Genomic DNA, 16,016 nt, shown 5'->3' with positions numbered 1-16,016 from the left:
TACTGCTGCTTAACGCAATTTGAGAGTGGACAAACCGAATAGGCACAACATCAACGTGATGATCCAGAACCGCACGACCACCTGTGTTTCCTTCCAGCCCGACAATTCGAAATGATGATGCAGCGGCGCCATCTTGAAGAACCGCCGCCCTTCGCCGTAACGGCGCTTCGTGTATTTGAACCACGTGACCTGCAGCATCACCGACAGCGTCTCCGCAACGAAAATGCCGCCCATGATGAACAGCACGATTTCCTGACGCACGATCACCGCGACCGTGCCGAGCGCACCGCCGAGTGCGAGCGCGCCGACGTCGCCCATGAACATCTGCGCCGGGTGCGTGTTGAACCACAGGAACGCAAGCCCCGCGCCACCCATCGCCGAACAGAAGATCAGCAATTCGCCCGCGCCGGGAATGTGCGGAAACAGCAGGTATTTCGAGTAGACCGAGCTGCCCATCACGTACGCGAACACACCGAGCGACCCGCCGACCAGCACGACCGGCATGATCACGAGGCCGTCGAGGCCGTCGGTCAGATTCACCGCGTTGCTCGCGCCGACGATCACCAGATACGTCAACACGATGAAGCCCCACACGCCGAGCGGATACGTGATCGACTTGAAGAACGGCAGCAACAGGTCGGCGCGCGCGGGCAGGCCCATCGACAGGCCACTGCGCACCCACGCCATGAACAGGTCGAACACGCGCACGTTGCTCGCCTCGGACACACTGAATGCGAGATACACCGCCGCGAACAGGCCGATCACCGATTGCCAGAAATACTTCTCGCGCGATGACATGCCGCGCGGGTCCTTGTAGACGACCTTGCGGTAATCGTCGACCCAGCCGATCACGCCGAAGCCGAACGTGACGAGCATCACGATCCAGATGAAGCGGTTGGTCAGATCGGCCCACAGCAGCGTGGCCACGCCGATGCCGAGCAGGATCAGCACGCCGCCCATCGTCGGCGTGCCCGATTTGACGAGATGAGTTTGCGGGCCGTCCTTGCGAACGGCCTGGCCGACCTTCATTGCGGTCAGCTTGCGAATGACCGCCGGGCCGCAGACGAGCCCGATCAACAACGCGGTGATGGTCGCCATCACCGCGCGAAACGTCAGATAACTGAACACGCGCAAGAAGCTTGCGTCATTCTGCAGCCATTGCGCCAGCGCCAGTAGCATGCCTGGATCCTTCTATTTCAATGTGCGGCGGGCGTCGTGCCCGCTGCGTTGGGTTGTGGACTCGTAACGGCGTCCACCACGCGCTCCATCTGCATGAAGCGCGAGCCTTTCACGAGAAGCGTTGCAGCAGCGCCGAAACCGGCCTGATGCAGTTGCGCGACCAGCGCGCCGACATCGGCGACGTGGTGCGCGCCCGCGCCGTATGCGGTGCAGGCGTCGCGCGAGGCGTCGCCCATCGCGTACAGCGCGTCGATACCGCGCTCTTTCGCATACGCGCCGATTTCGCGGTGAAACGCCGGGCCGTTGTCGCCGACTTCGCCCATGTCGCCCATCACGAGCACACGCGGCGATTCACGCGACGCGAGCACGTCGATTGCGGCGCGCATCGAATCGGGATTCGCGTTGTAGGTGTCGTCGATCACGGTTGCGCCCGCGAGCGAGCCGAGCGCGGCCTGCTTGACCTGCAGACGGCCCTTCACCGCGCCGAACGATTCGAGTCCGCGCTGGATCGCGTCGAGCGACACACCCGCGGCCAACGCGGCCGAGGTCGCCGCGAGCGCGTTGTGCGCGTTGTGATCGCCGAGCACCTGCAGCGTCACGTCGAGATGGCCTTGCGGCGTGTCGATGCTCAAACGCTTGCCGTCGAAGTTGCCCTGCACCGCGGCTTCGGTCGTGCGCTCCGCGCTGTTCAACGCGAAGTCGATGATGCGGTTGCCGGTGGCGGCGACGCGCCAGATGCTCGCGTACGCGTCGTCGGCGGGGAACACTGCCGTGCCTTCGGGCGACAGCACGTGAATCACGCTCGCGTGTTCGAGCGCGACCGCTTCGACGGTCGCCATGAATTCCTGGTGCTCGCGCTGCGCGTTGTTGACGACGGCGACCGTCGGCTCGGCGAGCTTCGCGAGCAGTTCGGTTTCGCCCGGATGATTCATGCCGAGCTCGACCACCGCGAGCCGATGCGCGGCGTGCAGACGGAACAGCGTGAGCGGCAGGCCGATGTCGTTGTTGAAATTGCCGGCGGTCGCGAGACGCGCGTCCGTGCCGACCGCGGCCGCGAAGATCGACGCGATCATTTCCTTGACCGTGGTTTTGCCGTTGCTGCCCGTGACCGCGACGAGCGGCAGGTCGAACTGACGACGCCAGCCGCGCGCGAGCGCGCCGAGCGCTGCGCGCGTATCGGCGACGCGGATCGCCGGCACGCTCCAGTTCTCCGGCGTGCGCGCGACCAGCACGGCCGCGACGTTGCGCTCGGCGACTTGCGGCAGGAAATCGTGCGCGTCGAATCGATCGCCCTTGATCGCGATGAACAGATCGCCGGGGCCGGCGCTGCGGCTGTCGGTCGACACGCGTTCGAAGCGCACGCTGTCGTCGCCGGTGACGCTCGCGCCGGGAATCTGCGCGGCGGCTGCACGTAGCGAGAACATCGTCATTCGCCACCTCCGCGAGTTTGTGTGGCCCGCGCGGCGAGCGCGAGGCGGGCGTGGTCCTGATCGGAGAAAGCGCGTTTCTTGCCCATGATTTCCTGTGTGGCTTCGTGCCCCTTGCCGGCCAGCACGATCACGTCTTCACGCGCGGCGCCGCGGATCGCCTGCAGGATCGCGCTCGCGCGGTCTTCGACGCGGCGCGCCTGCGACGCATCCTGCATGCCCGCGGCAATTTGCTCGATGATCACGAGCGGATCTTCGCTGCGCGGGTTGTCGCTCGTCACGACGACGTTGTCCGCCAGCCGCTCGGCGATCGCGCCCATCAGCGGACGCTTGGTCGCATCGCGGTCGCCGCCGCAGCCGAACATGCAGACGAGTTCGCCGCCGCGCGCGGTCGCGATCGGGCGCAGGGCCTCGAGCGTTTTTTCGAGCGCGTCGGGTGTGTGCGCGTAATCGATCACGACGAGCGGCTCGTCGTTTTGCAGTCGGCCGCCCAAACGCTGCATGCGGCCGTTCACCGGTTCCAGCTTTGCAAGTTCGGCGAGCGCCGCGTCGAACGGCACGTCGGCGGCGAGCAGCACGCCGAGCACCGCGAGCAGATTGCTGACGTTGAAGAGGCCGAGCGTTTGCACTTCGACGTCGGCGTTGCCCCAGTCCGACGTGCTCAGATGAAACGCGGTGCCGGTCGCGGTCGCACTCACGTTCGATGCGGTCAGCCACGCGTCCGCTTCTGGCTCATTCGTGGCGCCGGCGTCGCTGTGCTCGCCCTCGATGCCATAAGCGATGGTGCGAGCGTGACCACGCGTGCTCGCGAGCAAACGCCGGCCGACGGCATCGTCGCGATTGATCACGGCCGCGCGCAGCTCTGGCCATGCGAACAGGCGCGCCTTGGCGGCTTCATAGGCCTCGAACGTGCCGTGATAATCGAGATGGTCCTGCGTCAGATTCGTGAACACCGCGATGTCGAAAGCGGTGCCGTTCACGCGCCCCTGATGCAGCGCATGCGACGACACTTCCATCGCCACCGCCTGCGCGCCCGCGTCACGCAATTGCGCGAGGCTGCGCTGCAATTGCGGCGCGTCGGGCGTGGTGAAGCCGGTGTGCACGAGCTGGCCAACGAGGCCGGTGCCAAGCGTGCCGACGATCGCACAGCGTGTGCCGCGCGCGGACAGCGCCGCAGCGACCCATTGGCTGCAAGATGTCTTGCCGTTCGTGCCGGTGATGCCGACCGCGAGCATCGCGTCGCTCGGATCGCGATACCACGCGCTCGCGATCGTGCCGGCGAGTTCGTTCAATGCCGGTACCGGATGCGCGATGGACGCGTCGAGCTTGCCGGCGAAGCCTTCGGGTTGCACGAGCACGGCGGCTGCGCCGCGCTCGATCGCCGCGTCGATGAACGCGCGATTGTCCGCGCCATCGACCGCGTACGCGAAGAACGCGTCGCCGGCCGCGAGCGAGCGCGTGTCCGCGTGCAGATGTGCGCCTGGCTGCACGTGCGCGTGCAGCCAGGCGAGGGCGTCGGCGATCTGCCGGTGCGCTGGATGTTGCTCGCGCAGCGCGCTCATCGCTCGACTCCTGGATGGGTTTTCTGGTTGGCGGAAATGGTCATCTTCTTCACGCCGGGGTTCGTCGGCAGCTTCTTCGCCCCGGGCGGCGCGGACGGCGCGCCGGGCGCGGGCGGCGCCGAATCGTCGGACACCACCATCTGCTTGACAGGCATGTCGGGCGGCACGTTCAGCGCGCGCAGCGTATCGCCGACGATCCCCGAGAACACCGGACCCGACACCTGGCCGCCGAAGTGGCTACCCGCCGTCGGCTCGTCGACCGACACGGCGACGACGATGCGCGGATTCGGCATCGGCGCCATGCCGACGAACGACGCGCGATATTTGGAGTGGTCGTAGCCGTGCGGCCCGTGCTTGTACGCGGTACCGCTCTTGCCGCCGACGCGATAGCCGGGCACCGCCGCATCCGGCGACGTACCTTGCGCCGACACGACGGTTTCGAGCATCGCGCGCACTTCGCGCGCGGTGGTAGGCGAAAAGATCTGCGGACCGGTGGCCGGCTGGTCGCCCGGCGCGTGGAAAATCGTCACCGGCATGATCTGGCCGTCGTGCGCGATCGCGGTGTACGCGCGGCCGAGCTGGAACAGCGACACCGACAGGCCGTAGCCGTACGACATCGTCGCCTGCTCGATGCGGCGCCAGCTCTTCCACGGACGCAGGCGGCCCGCCGCCGCGCCAGGAAAACCGACCTTCGGCGCCTGGCCGAGACCGACGCTGGTATACATATTCCACATTTCTTCGGGCCGCAGCTGCATCGCGATCTTGGTCGCGCCGATGTTGCTCGACTTCTGGATCACGCCGCCGACCGTCAGCACGCCGAAGCCGCTGTCGTCGGTAATCGGCGCGCCGTCGAGTACGAAGTGGCCGTTGCCCGTATCTACCAGTGTAGTCGGCGTCACCCGGTGCAGATCGAGCGCGAGCGACACCGTGAACGGCTTCATGATCGAGCCCGGCTCGAAGGTGTCGGTCAGGATGCGGTTGCGCAGCTGTTCGCCCGTCAGGTGCGAGCGGTCGTTCGGGTTGTACGTCGGGTAGTTGACGAGCGCGAGCACTTCGCCGGTGCGCACGTCAATCACCATCGCCGCGCCGGCCTTCGCCTTGAATTTTTCGACGGCCGCTTTCAGGTTCGTATAGGCGATGTACTGGATCTTGCTGTCGATCGATAGGTCGACGTCCTTGCCGTTGTGCGGCACGACCTGCTCGTCGACGTCCTCGATGATGTGACCAATCCGGTCCTTGATCACGCGACGGCTGCCCGATGTGCCCGCGAGCAGCTTCTGGTCGCCGAGCTCGACGCCTTCCTGGCCCTCGTCCTCGACGTTGGTGAAGCCGATCAGGTGAGCGGTGATCTCGCCTTCCGGGTAGAAGCGCTTGTACTCGGCGCGCGAGTAAATGCCGGGGATGTCGAGCGCCGCGACTTTGTCGGCGACGTCGACGGGCACCTGGCGCTTCACGTAGACGAAGGTCTTGTCTTCCGACAGCTTCGTGCGCAATTCCTTCGCGGTCATGCCGAGCAGTTTGCCGAGCGCGTCGAGCTTGTCGGCGCCGAGGTCGTCCGGCACCGATTCGGGAATCGCCCAGATTGCGCGCACCGGCAGACTCGTGGCGAGCACGAGGCCGTTGCGGTCGAGAATCTTGCCGCGCGTGGCCGGCATGTCGATGCGGCGCTGATAGCGGATTTCGCCCTGTTTCAGATAGAACGCGTTGCCCGGCCCCTGAATCCAGAACGCGCGCGCGGCGAGCGCGACGAACGCCATGAACAGCAGGAACACGACGAGCTTCGAGCGCCACATCGGCAGGCGCACCGACAGAATCGGGTTGGCCGAAAACGCAACGCTCTTGTGAGCCGACGATTTTTTCATCGCGTGGCTCCGCGACGGGTCGCGACCGGCGCCGAGGCGGCCGCGGAGGTCGGAATGGGAGCGTCGATCGCCGTTGCGGCACCCGGGGCGAGCGTCAGGTACTGCGTGCGGCCCGTGGTGGCCGACTGCATCTTCAGCGAGGCGGTGGCGAGTTGCTCGATGCGCGACGTTTTGGACAGCGCGCTCTGCTGATATTGAAGCTGCGAATAGTCCTGCTGCAGCTGACGCTCCTGCGACTGCGCGCGCTGCAGCTGGATAAAGATCTGACGCTGCTGATTGGTCGCGTTGACGACCGACAAGGCACAGCCCATCACGATGATCAGCAGGAAGATATTGAGGCGGTTCATGGCGCGATCCGCTCCGCCACGCGCATCACGGCAGAACGGGCGCGCGGGTTGTCGGCGACTTCTGCGTCGCTCGCAAAGACGCGGCCGATGATCTTGAGCGGAGGGCTCGGCAGGTCGACCGCGCGGATCGGCAGGCGGCGGTCGACCGCCGGCGTACTTGCGTGCGCCTGCATGAATCGCTTGACGATACGGTCCTCGAGCGAATGAAAGCTGATGACCACCAGCCGCCCCCCTTGCTCCAACAACGACAACGCTGCTTCTAGAACGACTTGCAGCTCCGCAAGCTCTTGATTGACGTGAATCCGTATAGCCTGAAAGGTGCGGGTTGCCGGATCCTTGCCCTTCTCACGGGTTTTGACGACGTTAGCCACGATTTGGGCAAGCTCGCCCGTGCTGACGAGAGGCCCAAGACGGTCGGACTCTGCCCGGCGAGCAACAAGCGCCTTTGCAATCTGAAAAGCAAACCGTTCTTCCCCATAATCTCGTATCACCTCCGTCAGTTCCTGCACCGTAGCCCGCGCGAGCCAGTCAGCCGCGGATTCGCCGCGCGTCGGGTCCATCCGCATGTCGAGCGGGCCGTCGGCGCGGAAGCTGAAGCCCCGCTCCGGATCGTCGACTTGCGGCGACGACACGCCCAGATCCAGCAACACCCCCGACACACGCCCTACCCCGCGCTCCGCCATTGCGGCGCGCAGTGAAGCAAAACTCTCGTGGACGATGGCAAAGCGCGGATCGGCGATCTTCTGCGCCGTCGCGATCGCGAGCGGATCTTTATCGAACGCGATCAATCGCCCCGCTTCGCCGAGCCGCTCCAGCACGAGGCGGCTATGGCCGCCACGGCCGAACGTGCCGTCCACATACGTGCCGTCGGCGCGCGTGACCAGCGCATCGACCGCTTCGTTCAACAGCACCGTGCGATGCTGCAATTCGTTTCTCATCGCAGAAGCCATATAAATAAGCCGCGATCAGAACGTGAAGTCTTTCAACGCGTCGGGCATGCCCTCGGCGATCGCCGCCTGTTCCTTCGCCGCGTAAATCTGTGCATCCCACAGCTCGAAGTGACGGCCCATGCCGAGCAGCGTCACTTCCTTCTCCAGCGAGCCAGCCGCGCGCAACTCGGGCGACACGAGCACACGGCCTGCGCCGTCCATATCCACATCCATTGCATTGCCGAGAAAAATGCGTTTCCACCAGGCTGCGTTCATGGGCAGCTTGTCGACCTTGTCACGGAAGATTTCCCATTCGGGGCGCGGAAAGAGCAACAGGCAGCCGTCCGGATGCTTGGTGATCGTCACCCGGCCCTCTGCCTGTGTTTGCAGCGCATCCCGATAACGAGAGGGAATCGACATCCGCCCTTTCGCATCGAGCGTCAGCGCCGACGCCCCTTGGAACACTTCGCTCTCCCCTATTGCGGTGCTGTTTGCGCCGCCCGCCCGGTCCGTGAAAATCTACCTGAAAGTGATGCCGAGAACACACAAAAATACACTTTCTCACACTGTCTCCCACTTTAGAGGAACGCTAAACACGGGTCAAGGGAGCGGCCGGCTTTTCGGCCGGATTTTGTTTGTTAGAACAAGGACTTAGCGCGACTCCTTCACGTCCCGTATAAAGCGGAAAACCGTTATAAATGAATGGGCTAGTGCAACTTGTGAAGGTGATACGTGAACAGTGCGAGGAAACAGCGCGGATTGAAAGAGATCGTTAAGGGAATCTGAAAGGGAAAAGGCGGCGCTGCGGGGACGGTTGACGAACGGCGTGCGCGGCGCCGTCCCACTTGCGAATAATGCGTTCAGCGATGGTCGACGCGGTACGCGCGGCGCTCCGGTCGGCGAAGCAAAGCAGGCGAAACGCTCATATGTAATAGGCGGTGCGCGTCATCACCTTCGACATCGCGCGCATCAACGCGCGCGCCGGAAACGGCAACTCGATGCCGCCCGCGTCCATCGCTGCCTTGCCGTGCTGCGCTTCATCGGCGCGCATCTGCTCGATGATCGCGCGCGATTCATGGTCCGCGGCCGGCAGCTGATCTAAATGACTGTCGAGATGCTGCTCGACCTGGCGCTCCGTTTCGGCCATGAAGCCGAGACTCACGCGATTGCCGAGACGTCCCGCGGCGAGCCCGATCGCGAGTGCGCCGGTATACCACAGCGGATTGAGCAGACTCGGACGCGAGTCGAGCGCCTCCAGGCGTTTGGCGGTCCACGCCAGATGATCCTCTTCTTCCGACGCGGCGTGATCGAACATGGCGCGCAATGAAGGCGAGTCGGTAGCGAGTTTCTGCGCCTGGTAAAGCGCCTGCGCGCACACTTCGCCGACGTGGTTCACCCGCATCAAACCAGCCGCATGCGCGCGCTCCGCGGGCGAGAGTTCGGGAGATTCGCCCGTCGCCGGGGAAGCCTGCGGAAGCGGCAGCGGACGGCTCATCCGCGACACCCCCGTCAGTGAGCGTAAACCCCGATCAAACTCGCCAATTAACTCGTCCAGCAACATAAAGCGCTCCCTGATTCGACAACCGCCGCATCGTTCCGGAAGGTCCGTGCGACAAGGCCTTGCGACGCGAAACCCGCGGTCCGACAGGCATCAATCCGCAAGAAATCGGCGGTTAATTTCGGATTTTAGACCATGTTGCGTAAACGAAACAGCGGCCGTCCGGAGCGCCTCCTTTTTCTTTGTCCCATGTATGCCTTTTGTTACATTACGTGGCAACTTCTCGCGAAGTTGGATAAGCAAGGCCTCAGCACTTACTAAATATTTCGCCTTGAACAAAAGATTCGTAATCCTTGGAGATCATTCGATGAAAAAGTCGCTTCTCGCTCTAGCAGCACTGGGCGCATTCGCAGGCGTCGCTCATGCGCAGAGCAGCGTGACCCTGTACGGCATTGTTGACGTTGGTATCAACATGAATACCAATGCTGGTGGCTTTCACAAGTACGACATGTCCAGCGGCGTCCTGCAAGGCTCGCGTTTCGGCCTGCGTGGCACGGAAGATTTGGGCGGTGGTCTGAAGGCGCTGTTCGTTCTGGAAAACGGCTTTGACGTGACCAACGGCAAGCTCGGTCAAGGCGGCCTGATGTTCGGTCGTCAGGCATATGTCGGTCTGTCGAGCACCTTCGGCACGGTCACGCTGGGTCGTCAGTACGACTCCGTCGTCGACTACGTGGGTCCGTTCGAATCGGGCGATCAGTGGGGCGGCTACATCGCCGCTCACCCGGGCGATATCGACAACTTCAACAACGCGTATCGCACCAACAACACGATCAAGTACACGAGCGCGAACTACAACGGCCTGACGTTCGGCGGCACGTATAGCTTCGGCGGCGTCGCTGGTGACTTCACGCACAACCAGATCTGGTCGTTGGGTGCTGGCTATAACAATGGCCCGCTGGCATTGGGCGTTGGTTACCTGAACGCACGTACGCCTGCAGCATCGGGTGGTCTGTTCAACAACGGCGGCACGATCGCAACGAACACACCGGCCGTGGGTACTACTGCGGCTAGCTTCGCAGTCACGAGCCCGATTTACGCTGGCTTCGCATCGGCTAACACGTATCAGGTCGTCGGCGCAGGCGGTGCGTACACGTTCGGCGCCGCAACCATCGGCCTGACGTATTCGAACATCCAGTTCGGCAACCTGGGCAAGACCTTCACGTCGCCGTTCACCGGCCAGAAGGCTACGTTCAACAACGGCGAAATCAACTTCAAGTACCAGTTGACCCCGGCACTGCTGGTCGGCGCAGCGTATGACTACACGCGCGGCACGCAGATCGAAGGCCAATCGCGTGCTCAGTACCACCAGGGCGCACTGGGCGTGGATTACTTCCTGTCCAAGCGTACCGACGTGTACCTGGTCGGCGTATATCAGCACGCTCTGGGCGACACGGTCAACGCAACGGGCCAGGTGGTCGCAGCAACGGCAGGCATCAACGGCCTGACCGGTTCGTCGACCAACAATCAGTTCACGGCCCGTGTTGGTATCCGCCACAAGTTCTAATAAGTCGTAAAAAAGCAGTTTGCCTCAAAGGCGCCTTCGGGCGCCTTTTTTTATGCGCGGGTTTTCACGGCGCAACAAAAAAGCCCGGCGCACTTTCGTGCGCCGGGCTTCTGTTCTTCGCTCGCTTAAGCCCTGCCGTCGCGCAACTCGCGGCGCAGGATCTTGCCGACGTTGCTCTTCGGCAGCTCGGTGCGGAATTCGACGACCTTGGGCCGCTTGTAGCCGGTCAGTTGCGTTTTGCAGTACGCGAAGATCTGTTCGTCGGTCAGCGACGGATCCTTCTTCACGACGAATAGCTTCACGGCCTCGCCGGAATGCTGATCGGGCACGCCGACCGCCGCGACTTCGAACACGCCCGGCAGCTTTGCGACGACGTCCTCGACTTCGTTCGGATACACGTTGAAGCCGGACACCAGAATCATGTCCTTCTTGCGATCGACGATCTTCACGAAGCCGTCCGCGTTCATTATGCCGACGTCGCCCGATTTGAAGAAGCCGTCGGCCGTCATCACCTTGGCGGTTTCGTCGGGCCGGTTCCAGTAGCCCGCCATCAGCTGCGGGCCGCGGATGCAGATCTCGCCTGCCTGGCCGGCCGGCACTTCGTTGCCTGCGTCGTCGCGAATCGAGATCTCGGTCGACGGCAGCGGCAGGCCGATCGTGCCGCTGTATTCGGTGGCGGTGACAGGGTTGCAGGTCACGCACGGCGACGTTTCCGACAGCCCATAGCCTTCGACGATCGGCGTGCGCGTCCGCTCGAACCAGCGCTTCGCGACCGCCTCCTGCACCGCCATGCCGCCGGCGTTCGCGGTCAGCAGCTTCGAGAAGTCGAGCTTGTGGAAGTCGGGGCTGTTCAACATCGCGTTGTACAGCGTGTTGACGGCGGGAATCGTCGTGATCGCATAACCCTCGAGCGACTTGATCATGCCGGGGATATCGCGCGGATTCGGGATCAGCACGCCGAGACCGCCGGTGCGGATCGTCAGCAGCCCGCACACGGTCAGCGCGAACACGTGATACAGCGGCAGCGCAACGACCGTGATGAACTGGTCGATATCGGTGCGGTTCGCGCGCACCGGATTGAGCCAGACCTCCGACTGCAGCACGTTCGCGATCAGGTTCCGGTGCAGCAGCGTTGCGCCCTTGGCCACGCCGGTGGTGCCGCCCGTGTATTGCAGAAACGCGATATCGTCAGGTCCCTGCTGGACCGGCTTGAACGTCAGGCGCGCGCCTTCCGAGACCGCGTCGTTGAACTTGACGTGCCCGGGCAGGCTCCACGCCGGCACCATCTTCTTGACCTTGCGCACCACGAAGTTCACGAGCGGGCCTTTGATGCCCATCAGGTCGCCCATCGTCGCGACGACCACATGCTTGACCGGCGTATTGCGCACGATTGCCTGCAAGGTCCCCGCGAAATTCTCGAGCAGGATGATCGCCTCAGCGCCGCTGTCCTTCAGTTGGTGTTCGAGTTCGCGCGGCGTATACAGTGGATTCACATTCACGACCACATAGCCCGCGCGCAGAATCGCGGCAATTGCGACCGGATACTGCAGCACGTTCGGCATCATGATCGCGACACGCGCGCCGCGCGCGAGCCCTTTCGACTGCAGCCACGCCGCAAGATCGCGCGAGAGCTCGTCGAGTTCACCGTAGCTGATCTGCTTGCCCATGCACACGAACGCCGGGTTCGCGCGGTGTTCGCGAAAGGCTTCCTCGAGCAACTCGGCCACCGACGAATAGCGTGTCGGGTCGATCTCTGCGGGAACGCCGGGCGGATAAGACTTCAGCCAGATTTTCTCCATGCAGCGTCTCCTGAATTATTTTCGAATGATCGTGCTAAAAACGCATCGTAGCATGGGCATATTGCGGCCAATGGCCAAACCGATGGGGTTAGACGGCAGCCTCGAACTTGCGAGGCTCGCCGTCGGCTTCAAGGTGCGGTGCGGCTTTCAGGCCCGCTCAACTTCGACGAGGCAGTCGTAAAACGTCGCGGAACCGCCGAGATCGGTCAGTGCCTGGCTCGTCAACTGGTTGGCGTTGCGGCCGTCCGGCGCGAGCTTCTTCCACCAGATCGACAACCCGACGACGAGACCTTCGCGCGCGCGGTCCGTCACGCGGGCCCGCGCCTGCATCGAGCCGCGGTCGTTGAAGATGCGCACCTGATCGCCGTCGCCGATGCCGCGCGCGTGCGCGTCGGCAGGGTGGATGTCCAGATGCGGCTCGCCTTCCGTCGCGCGCAGACTCTCGATGTTCACGAAGGTGCTGTTCAGGAAGTTGCGCGCGGGAGGCGAAATCATCGCGAGCGGATAGCGGGCCGCCAGTTCGGGCGAGCCGTCGGCCGATTCGTAGGGTGCCAGGTAGTCCGGCAGCGGGTCGAGGCTCTGTTGCGCAAGGCGCTCGCTGTAGAACTCGCACTTGCCGGATGGCGTGCGAAAACCACCGTCGGCAAATGGCGCGTCGGGCAGATCGAGACGGGCCCAGCCGGCTTGCTTCAGCATCGGCCAGTCGACACCGTCCAGTGTCTTGTCTTCCCATCGAAATGCGGCTTGCGCGACTGCTTCGTCGCTGTCGAAGAGCGACGGTTCCGTCAGGCCCATGTGGCGCGCGAGGCCGCGGAAGATCTCGGTATTCGGGCGCGCGTCGCCAAACGGCGCGATGGCGGGCAGGTTGACCATCACGTGGGTGTGGCCGTATGACTTGTGCACGTCGAGATGCTCGAGCTGCGTCGTGGCGGGCAACAGCAGGTCGGCGTAATCCGCGGTGTCGGTCTGGAAATGCTCGAGCACGATCGTGAACAGATCCTCGCGCGCAAAGCCAGCCGCGACGCGTTCGGAGTCCGGCGCGACCGCGACCGGATTCGAGTTGTAGACGACGATCGCCTCGACCTTGGGACCGAACGTCGCGTCGCCAGGATGCAGCAGCGCGTCGCCGATCGCATTCATATTGATCACGCGGCTCGGCTTCGACGGCCAACCCGGCATCAGGTCGGGACGCTGCAACGCGTGCGAGTCGACCGGCGCCCAACCGCTCGACGACAACAGCGCCCCGCCCGCGCGCTCGCGCCATGCGCCGGTCAGCGAAGGCAAACACGCGATCGCGCGCACTGCATTGCCGCCGCCGCGCACCCGCTGCAGACCGTAGTTCAAGCGGATCGCGGCTTTCTTCGTGCCGGCGTAAAGTCGCGCAAGCTCGGCGATTTCCCCCTCTTTAACGCTACAAATTTCGCTAACGCGTGACAGCGGATAGCTGAGCGCGCGCAGCTTCAAGGCAGCGAAGCCCAGCGTGTGCGCGGCGATGTACTCGTGGTCGAGCAGATCCTCGGTGATCAGCACGTTCATGATGCCTAGCGCGAGAGCCGCGTCGGTTCCGGGCTTCAGCGCGATGTGCTGATGGCATTTCTCCGCGGTCAGCGAGCGATACGGATCGATCGCGATCAGCCGGGCGCCGCGACGCTTGGCTTCCTGCGCGCGCGTCCAGAAATGCAGATTCGATGCGATCGGATTGGCGCCCCAGATCAGGATCACTTCGCTTTCGGCGAAAAACTCGGTGTGCATACCGACGCCGGCGCCATACGTGTATTTGAGGCCAGCTGCGCCGGCGGCCGCACAAATCGTTCGATCCAACTGCGATGCGCCGAGCTTGTGGAAGAAGCGTTGCGCGATGCTATCGCCCTGCACCAAGCCCATCGTGCCAGCGTAGCTGTAAGGCAGAATCGCTTCCGGCGCGCGACGGGCAATTTCGCCGAGGCGGTTTGCGGCAAAGTCCAATGCTTCGTCCCAGCTGACCGGCGCGAAGCGGCCCTCGCCCTTGCGGCCGACACGCTTCATTGGCGTCGTCAATCGGTTCGGATGGTATACACGCTCCGCGTAGCGGCTGACCTTCGTGCACAGCACGCCCTGAGTCGGGGGATGGTCGGGATCCCCGGCGACCTTGATCGCGCGTCCGTTGTCGACGGTCACGCGCATCGCGCAGGTGTCGGGGCAATCGTGCGGGCACACGGCGCGCGCGAATTCGGTCGGAGCGTTCATCGGCAAGGCGTCCTGGCGAGCAGTAAGCGATCGGGCAAGATGGAATTTTATTACGTCAATGGGCCGCCGACCCGGTGGTGCCGCCAAAAATGCCTTCGGCGTAGAATGAATTATCCGCAGTGCCCGGGCCGACGCGGTCCGCGGCGATCTCATGCTCGTCGAGCACAAACGCATAATCACTCCATCATGAAACTCATCCCAGAAATTCAGGCCGCTCGCGGTGAAATCCAGACCCTTCGACGAACCATCCATGCCCACCCGGAACTGCGCTACGAAGAGACGGCGACCGCTGACCTCGTCGCGCGTTCGCTTGAGTCTTGGGGCATCGAGACCCACCGTGGTTTGGGCAAGACGGGCGTGGTCGGCGTATTGAAGCGCGGGAACGGCTCACGCGCGATTGGTTTGCGCGCCGACATGGATGCGCTGCCGATCCAAGAGCTCAACAGCTTCGATCATCGTTCGACGAACGACGGCAAGATGCACGCGTGCGGGCATGACGGACATACTGCGATGCTGCTCGGTGCCGCGCACTACCTGGCCAAACATGGTGATTTCGACGGCACGATCGTGTTCATTTTCCAGCCGGCCGAAGAGGGAGGCGCGGGCGCGAAGGCGATGATCGACGACGGCCTGTTCACCCAATTCCCCGTGGACGCCGTGTTCGGCATTCACAACTGGCCTGGCATGCCGGCGGGCCACTTCGGCGTGACCGAAGGCCCCATCATGGCGTCGAGCAATGAATTCCGCATCGAAATCAAGGGCGTCGGCTCGCATGCGGCACTACCTCACAATGGCCGCGACCCGGTCTTTACGGCAGTGCAAATTGCCAGCGGACTGCAAAGCATCATCACGCGAAACAAAAAGCCGCTGGACACCGCGGTACTGTCGATTACGCAAATACATGCCGGCGATGCGGTCAATGTCGTGCCGAACGACGCCTGGATCGCGGGAACGGTGCGGACCTTCACTACAGAAACGCTCGACCTGATCGAGTCACGGATGCGCAAGATCGCGCAGAGTACAGCCGAAGCATACGATTGCTCCGTTCAGATCCAGTTCCACCGGAACTATCCGCCGACGATCAACAGCAGCGAGGAAGCGCGTTTTGCGGCGTCGGTCATGAAAGAGATCGTTGGCGCGGAAAATGTCGATGACGCAGTTGAACCGACGATGGGCGCCGAGGATTTCTCGTTCATGCTGCTGGCGAAACCGGGCTGCTATGCGTTTTTGGGCAACGGCGATGGCGGCCACCGTGAAGCCGGCCACGGCGCGGGCCCTTGCATGCTGCACAACGCGAGTTATGACTTTAACGACGAGCTATTGCCGGTGGGGTCGACGTATTGGGTTCGACTGGCGCAAAAGTTTCTGGCTCAGGGTAAGTAGAGGGTTGAGACGCATTGAGGCGGGTGGAGGGTTTCGCTTACTTCAATGCTGTTTGTTAATTTCGACGCGTAAACGCAAAAACCCCACCGCTGCGGGTGGGGTTTCTGGCTTTTGGGGGAGCCTGACGATTACCTACTTTCACACGGGCAATCCGCACTATCATCGGCGTGGAGTCGTTTCACGGTCCTGTTCGGGATGGGAAGGGGTGGGACCGACTCGCTATGGTCATCAGGCATGACG

Annotated in this window: 12 protein-coding genes and 1 rRNA gene; 2 read left to right on the top strand and 11 right to left on the bottom strand. The window is 63.4% G+C overall.

Going from position 1 to position 16,016, the window contains the following annotated elements:
- Nucleotides 1-9: 9 nt before the first annotated feature.
- The 8 genes from mraY to coq7 all read right to left on the bottom strand — a co-directional run bounded on the left by mraY (nt 10) and on the right by coq7 (nt 8,867).
- Nucleotides 10-1,179, bottom strand: a complete 1,170-nt coding sequence (gene mraY, locus AB3X86_RS13170; RefSeq protein WP_176104980.1) for a phospho-N-acetylmuramoyl-pentapeptide-transferase — start codon at nt 1,177-1,179, stop codon at nt 10-12.
- A 17-nt stretch (nt 1,180-1,196) separates the two neighbouring features.
- Entirely contained in the window at nt 1,197-2,609 is a 1,413-nt protein-coding gene (murF, locus tag AB3X86_RS13165; protein ID WP_368596337.1) for a UDP-N-acetylmuramoyl-tripeptide--D-alanyl-D-alanine ligase, read from the bottom strand.
- A complete protein-coding gene (locus AB3X86_RS13160) occupies nt 2,606-4,168 on the bottom strand; it encodes a UDP-N-acetylmuramoyl-L-alanyl-D-glutamate--2,6-diaminopimelate ligase (RefSeq protein WP_368596336.1) in 1,563 nt (520 codons plus the stop codon). The genes murF and AB3X86_RS13160 overlap by 4 nt, the downstream gene beginning before the upstream one ends.
- Nucleotides 4,165-6,030 (bottom strand): peptidoglycan D,D-transpeptidase FtsI family protein, encoded by a 1,866-nt coding sequence (locus tag AB3X86_RS13155; protein WP_368596335.1) that lies wholly within the window; start codon nt 6,028-6,030, stop codon nt 4,165-4,167. The genes AB3X86_RS13160 and AB3X86_RS13155 overlap by 4 nt, the downstream gene beginning before the upstream one ends.
- Nucleotides 6,027-6,377, bottom strand: coding sequence for a cell division protein FtsL (gene ftsL / locus AB3X86_RS13150; RefSeq protein WP_176121926.1), 351 nt, complete (start codon nt 6,375-6,377; stop codon nt 6,027-6,029). The genes AB3X86_RS13155 and ftsL overlap by 4 nt, the downstream gene beginning before the upstream one ends.
- Nucleotides 6,374-7,327: a 16S rRNA (cytosine(1402)-N(4))-methyltransferase RsmH gene (gene rsmH, locus AB3X86_RS13145; RefSeq protein ID WP_176104975.1), complete on the bottom strand. Its 954-nt coding sequence runs from the start codon at nt 7,325-7,327 to the stop codon at nt 6,374-6,376. The genes ftsL and rsmH overlap by 4 nt, the downstream gene beginning before the upstream one ends.
- A gap of 15 nt (nt 7,328-7,342) precedes the next feature.
- Nucleotides 7,343-7,771 carry a division/cell wall cluster transcriptional repressor MraZ gene (gene mraZ / locus AB3X86_RS13140; protein WP_013090620.1) on the bottom strand — a complete coding sequence of 143 codons (429 nt, stop codon included), beginning with the start codon at nt 7,769-7,771 and terminating at the stop codon, nt 7,343-7,345.
- Nucleotides 7,772-8,228: 457 nt separating this feature from the next.
- A complete protein-coding gene (coq7, locus tag AB3X86_RS13135) occupies nt 8,229-8,867 on the bottom strand; it encodes a 2-polyprenyl-3-methyl-6-methoxy-1,4-benzoquinone monooxygenase (protein ID WP_368596334.1) in 639 nt (212 codons plus the stop codon).
- Nucleotides 8,868-9,171: 304 nt separating this feature from the next.
- On the opposite strand from coq7, the gene AB3X86_RS13130 reads away from it, so the two are divergent.
- A complete protein-coding gene (locus AB3X86_RS13130) occupies nt 9,172-10,368 on the top strand; it encodes a porin (protein ID WP_176380956.1) in 1,197 nt (398 codons plus the stop codon).
- 125 nt (nt 10,369-10,493) lie between these two features.
- On the opposite strand, the gene AB3X86_RS13125 is transcribed toward AB3X86_RS13130, so the two are convergent.
- A complete protein-coding gene (locus AB3X86_RS13125; protein ID WP_368596333.1) occupies nt 10,494-12,167 on the bottom strand; it encodes a long-chain fatty acid--CoA ligase in 1,674 nt (557 codons plus the stop codon).
- 147 nt (nt 12,168-12,314) lie between these two features.
- Nucleotides 12,315-14,393 carry a molybdopterin-dependent oxidoreductase gene (locus tag AB3X86_RS13120; protein ID WP_368596332.1) on the bottom strand — a complete coding sequence of 693 codons (2,079 nt, stop codon included), beginning with the start codon at nt 14,391-14,393 and terminating at the stop codon, nt 12,315-12,317.
- A 186-nt stretch (nt 14,394-14,579) separates the two neighbouring features.
- Here AB3X86_RS13120 and AB3X86_RS13115 point away from each other — a divergent pair, with 186 nt between their 5' ends.
- Nucleotides 14,580-15,776: a M20 aminoacylase family protein gene (locus AB3X86_RS13115; RefSeq protein WP_368596331.1), complete on the top strand. Its 1,197-nt coding sequence runs from the start codon at nt 14,580-14,582 to the stop codon at nt 15,774-15,776.
- Nucleotides 15,777-15,895: 119 nt separating this feature from the next.
- Here the strand turns inward: AB3X86_RS13115 and rrf are convergent.
- A 5S ribosomal RNA gene (gene rrf / locus AB3X86_RS13110) occupies nt 15,896-16,009 on the bottom strand.
- Nucleotides 16,010-16,016 lie beyond the last annotated feature (7 nt).

Source organism: Paraburkholderia sp. BR14374, assembly GCF_040948685.1.
Lineage (GTDB): Bacteria > Pseudomonadota > Gammaproteobacteria > Burkholderiales > Burkholderiaceae > Paraburkholderia > Paraburkholderia youngii.
The sequence above is the reverse complement of the archived record's forward strand: the minus strand, read 5'-3'. Positions and strand labels throughout refer to the sequence as shown.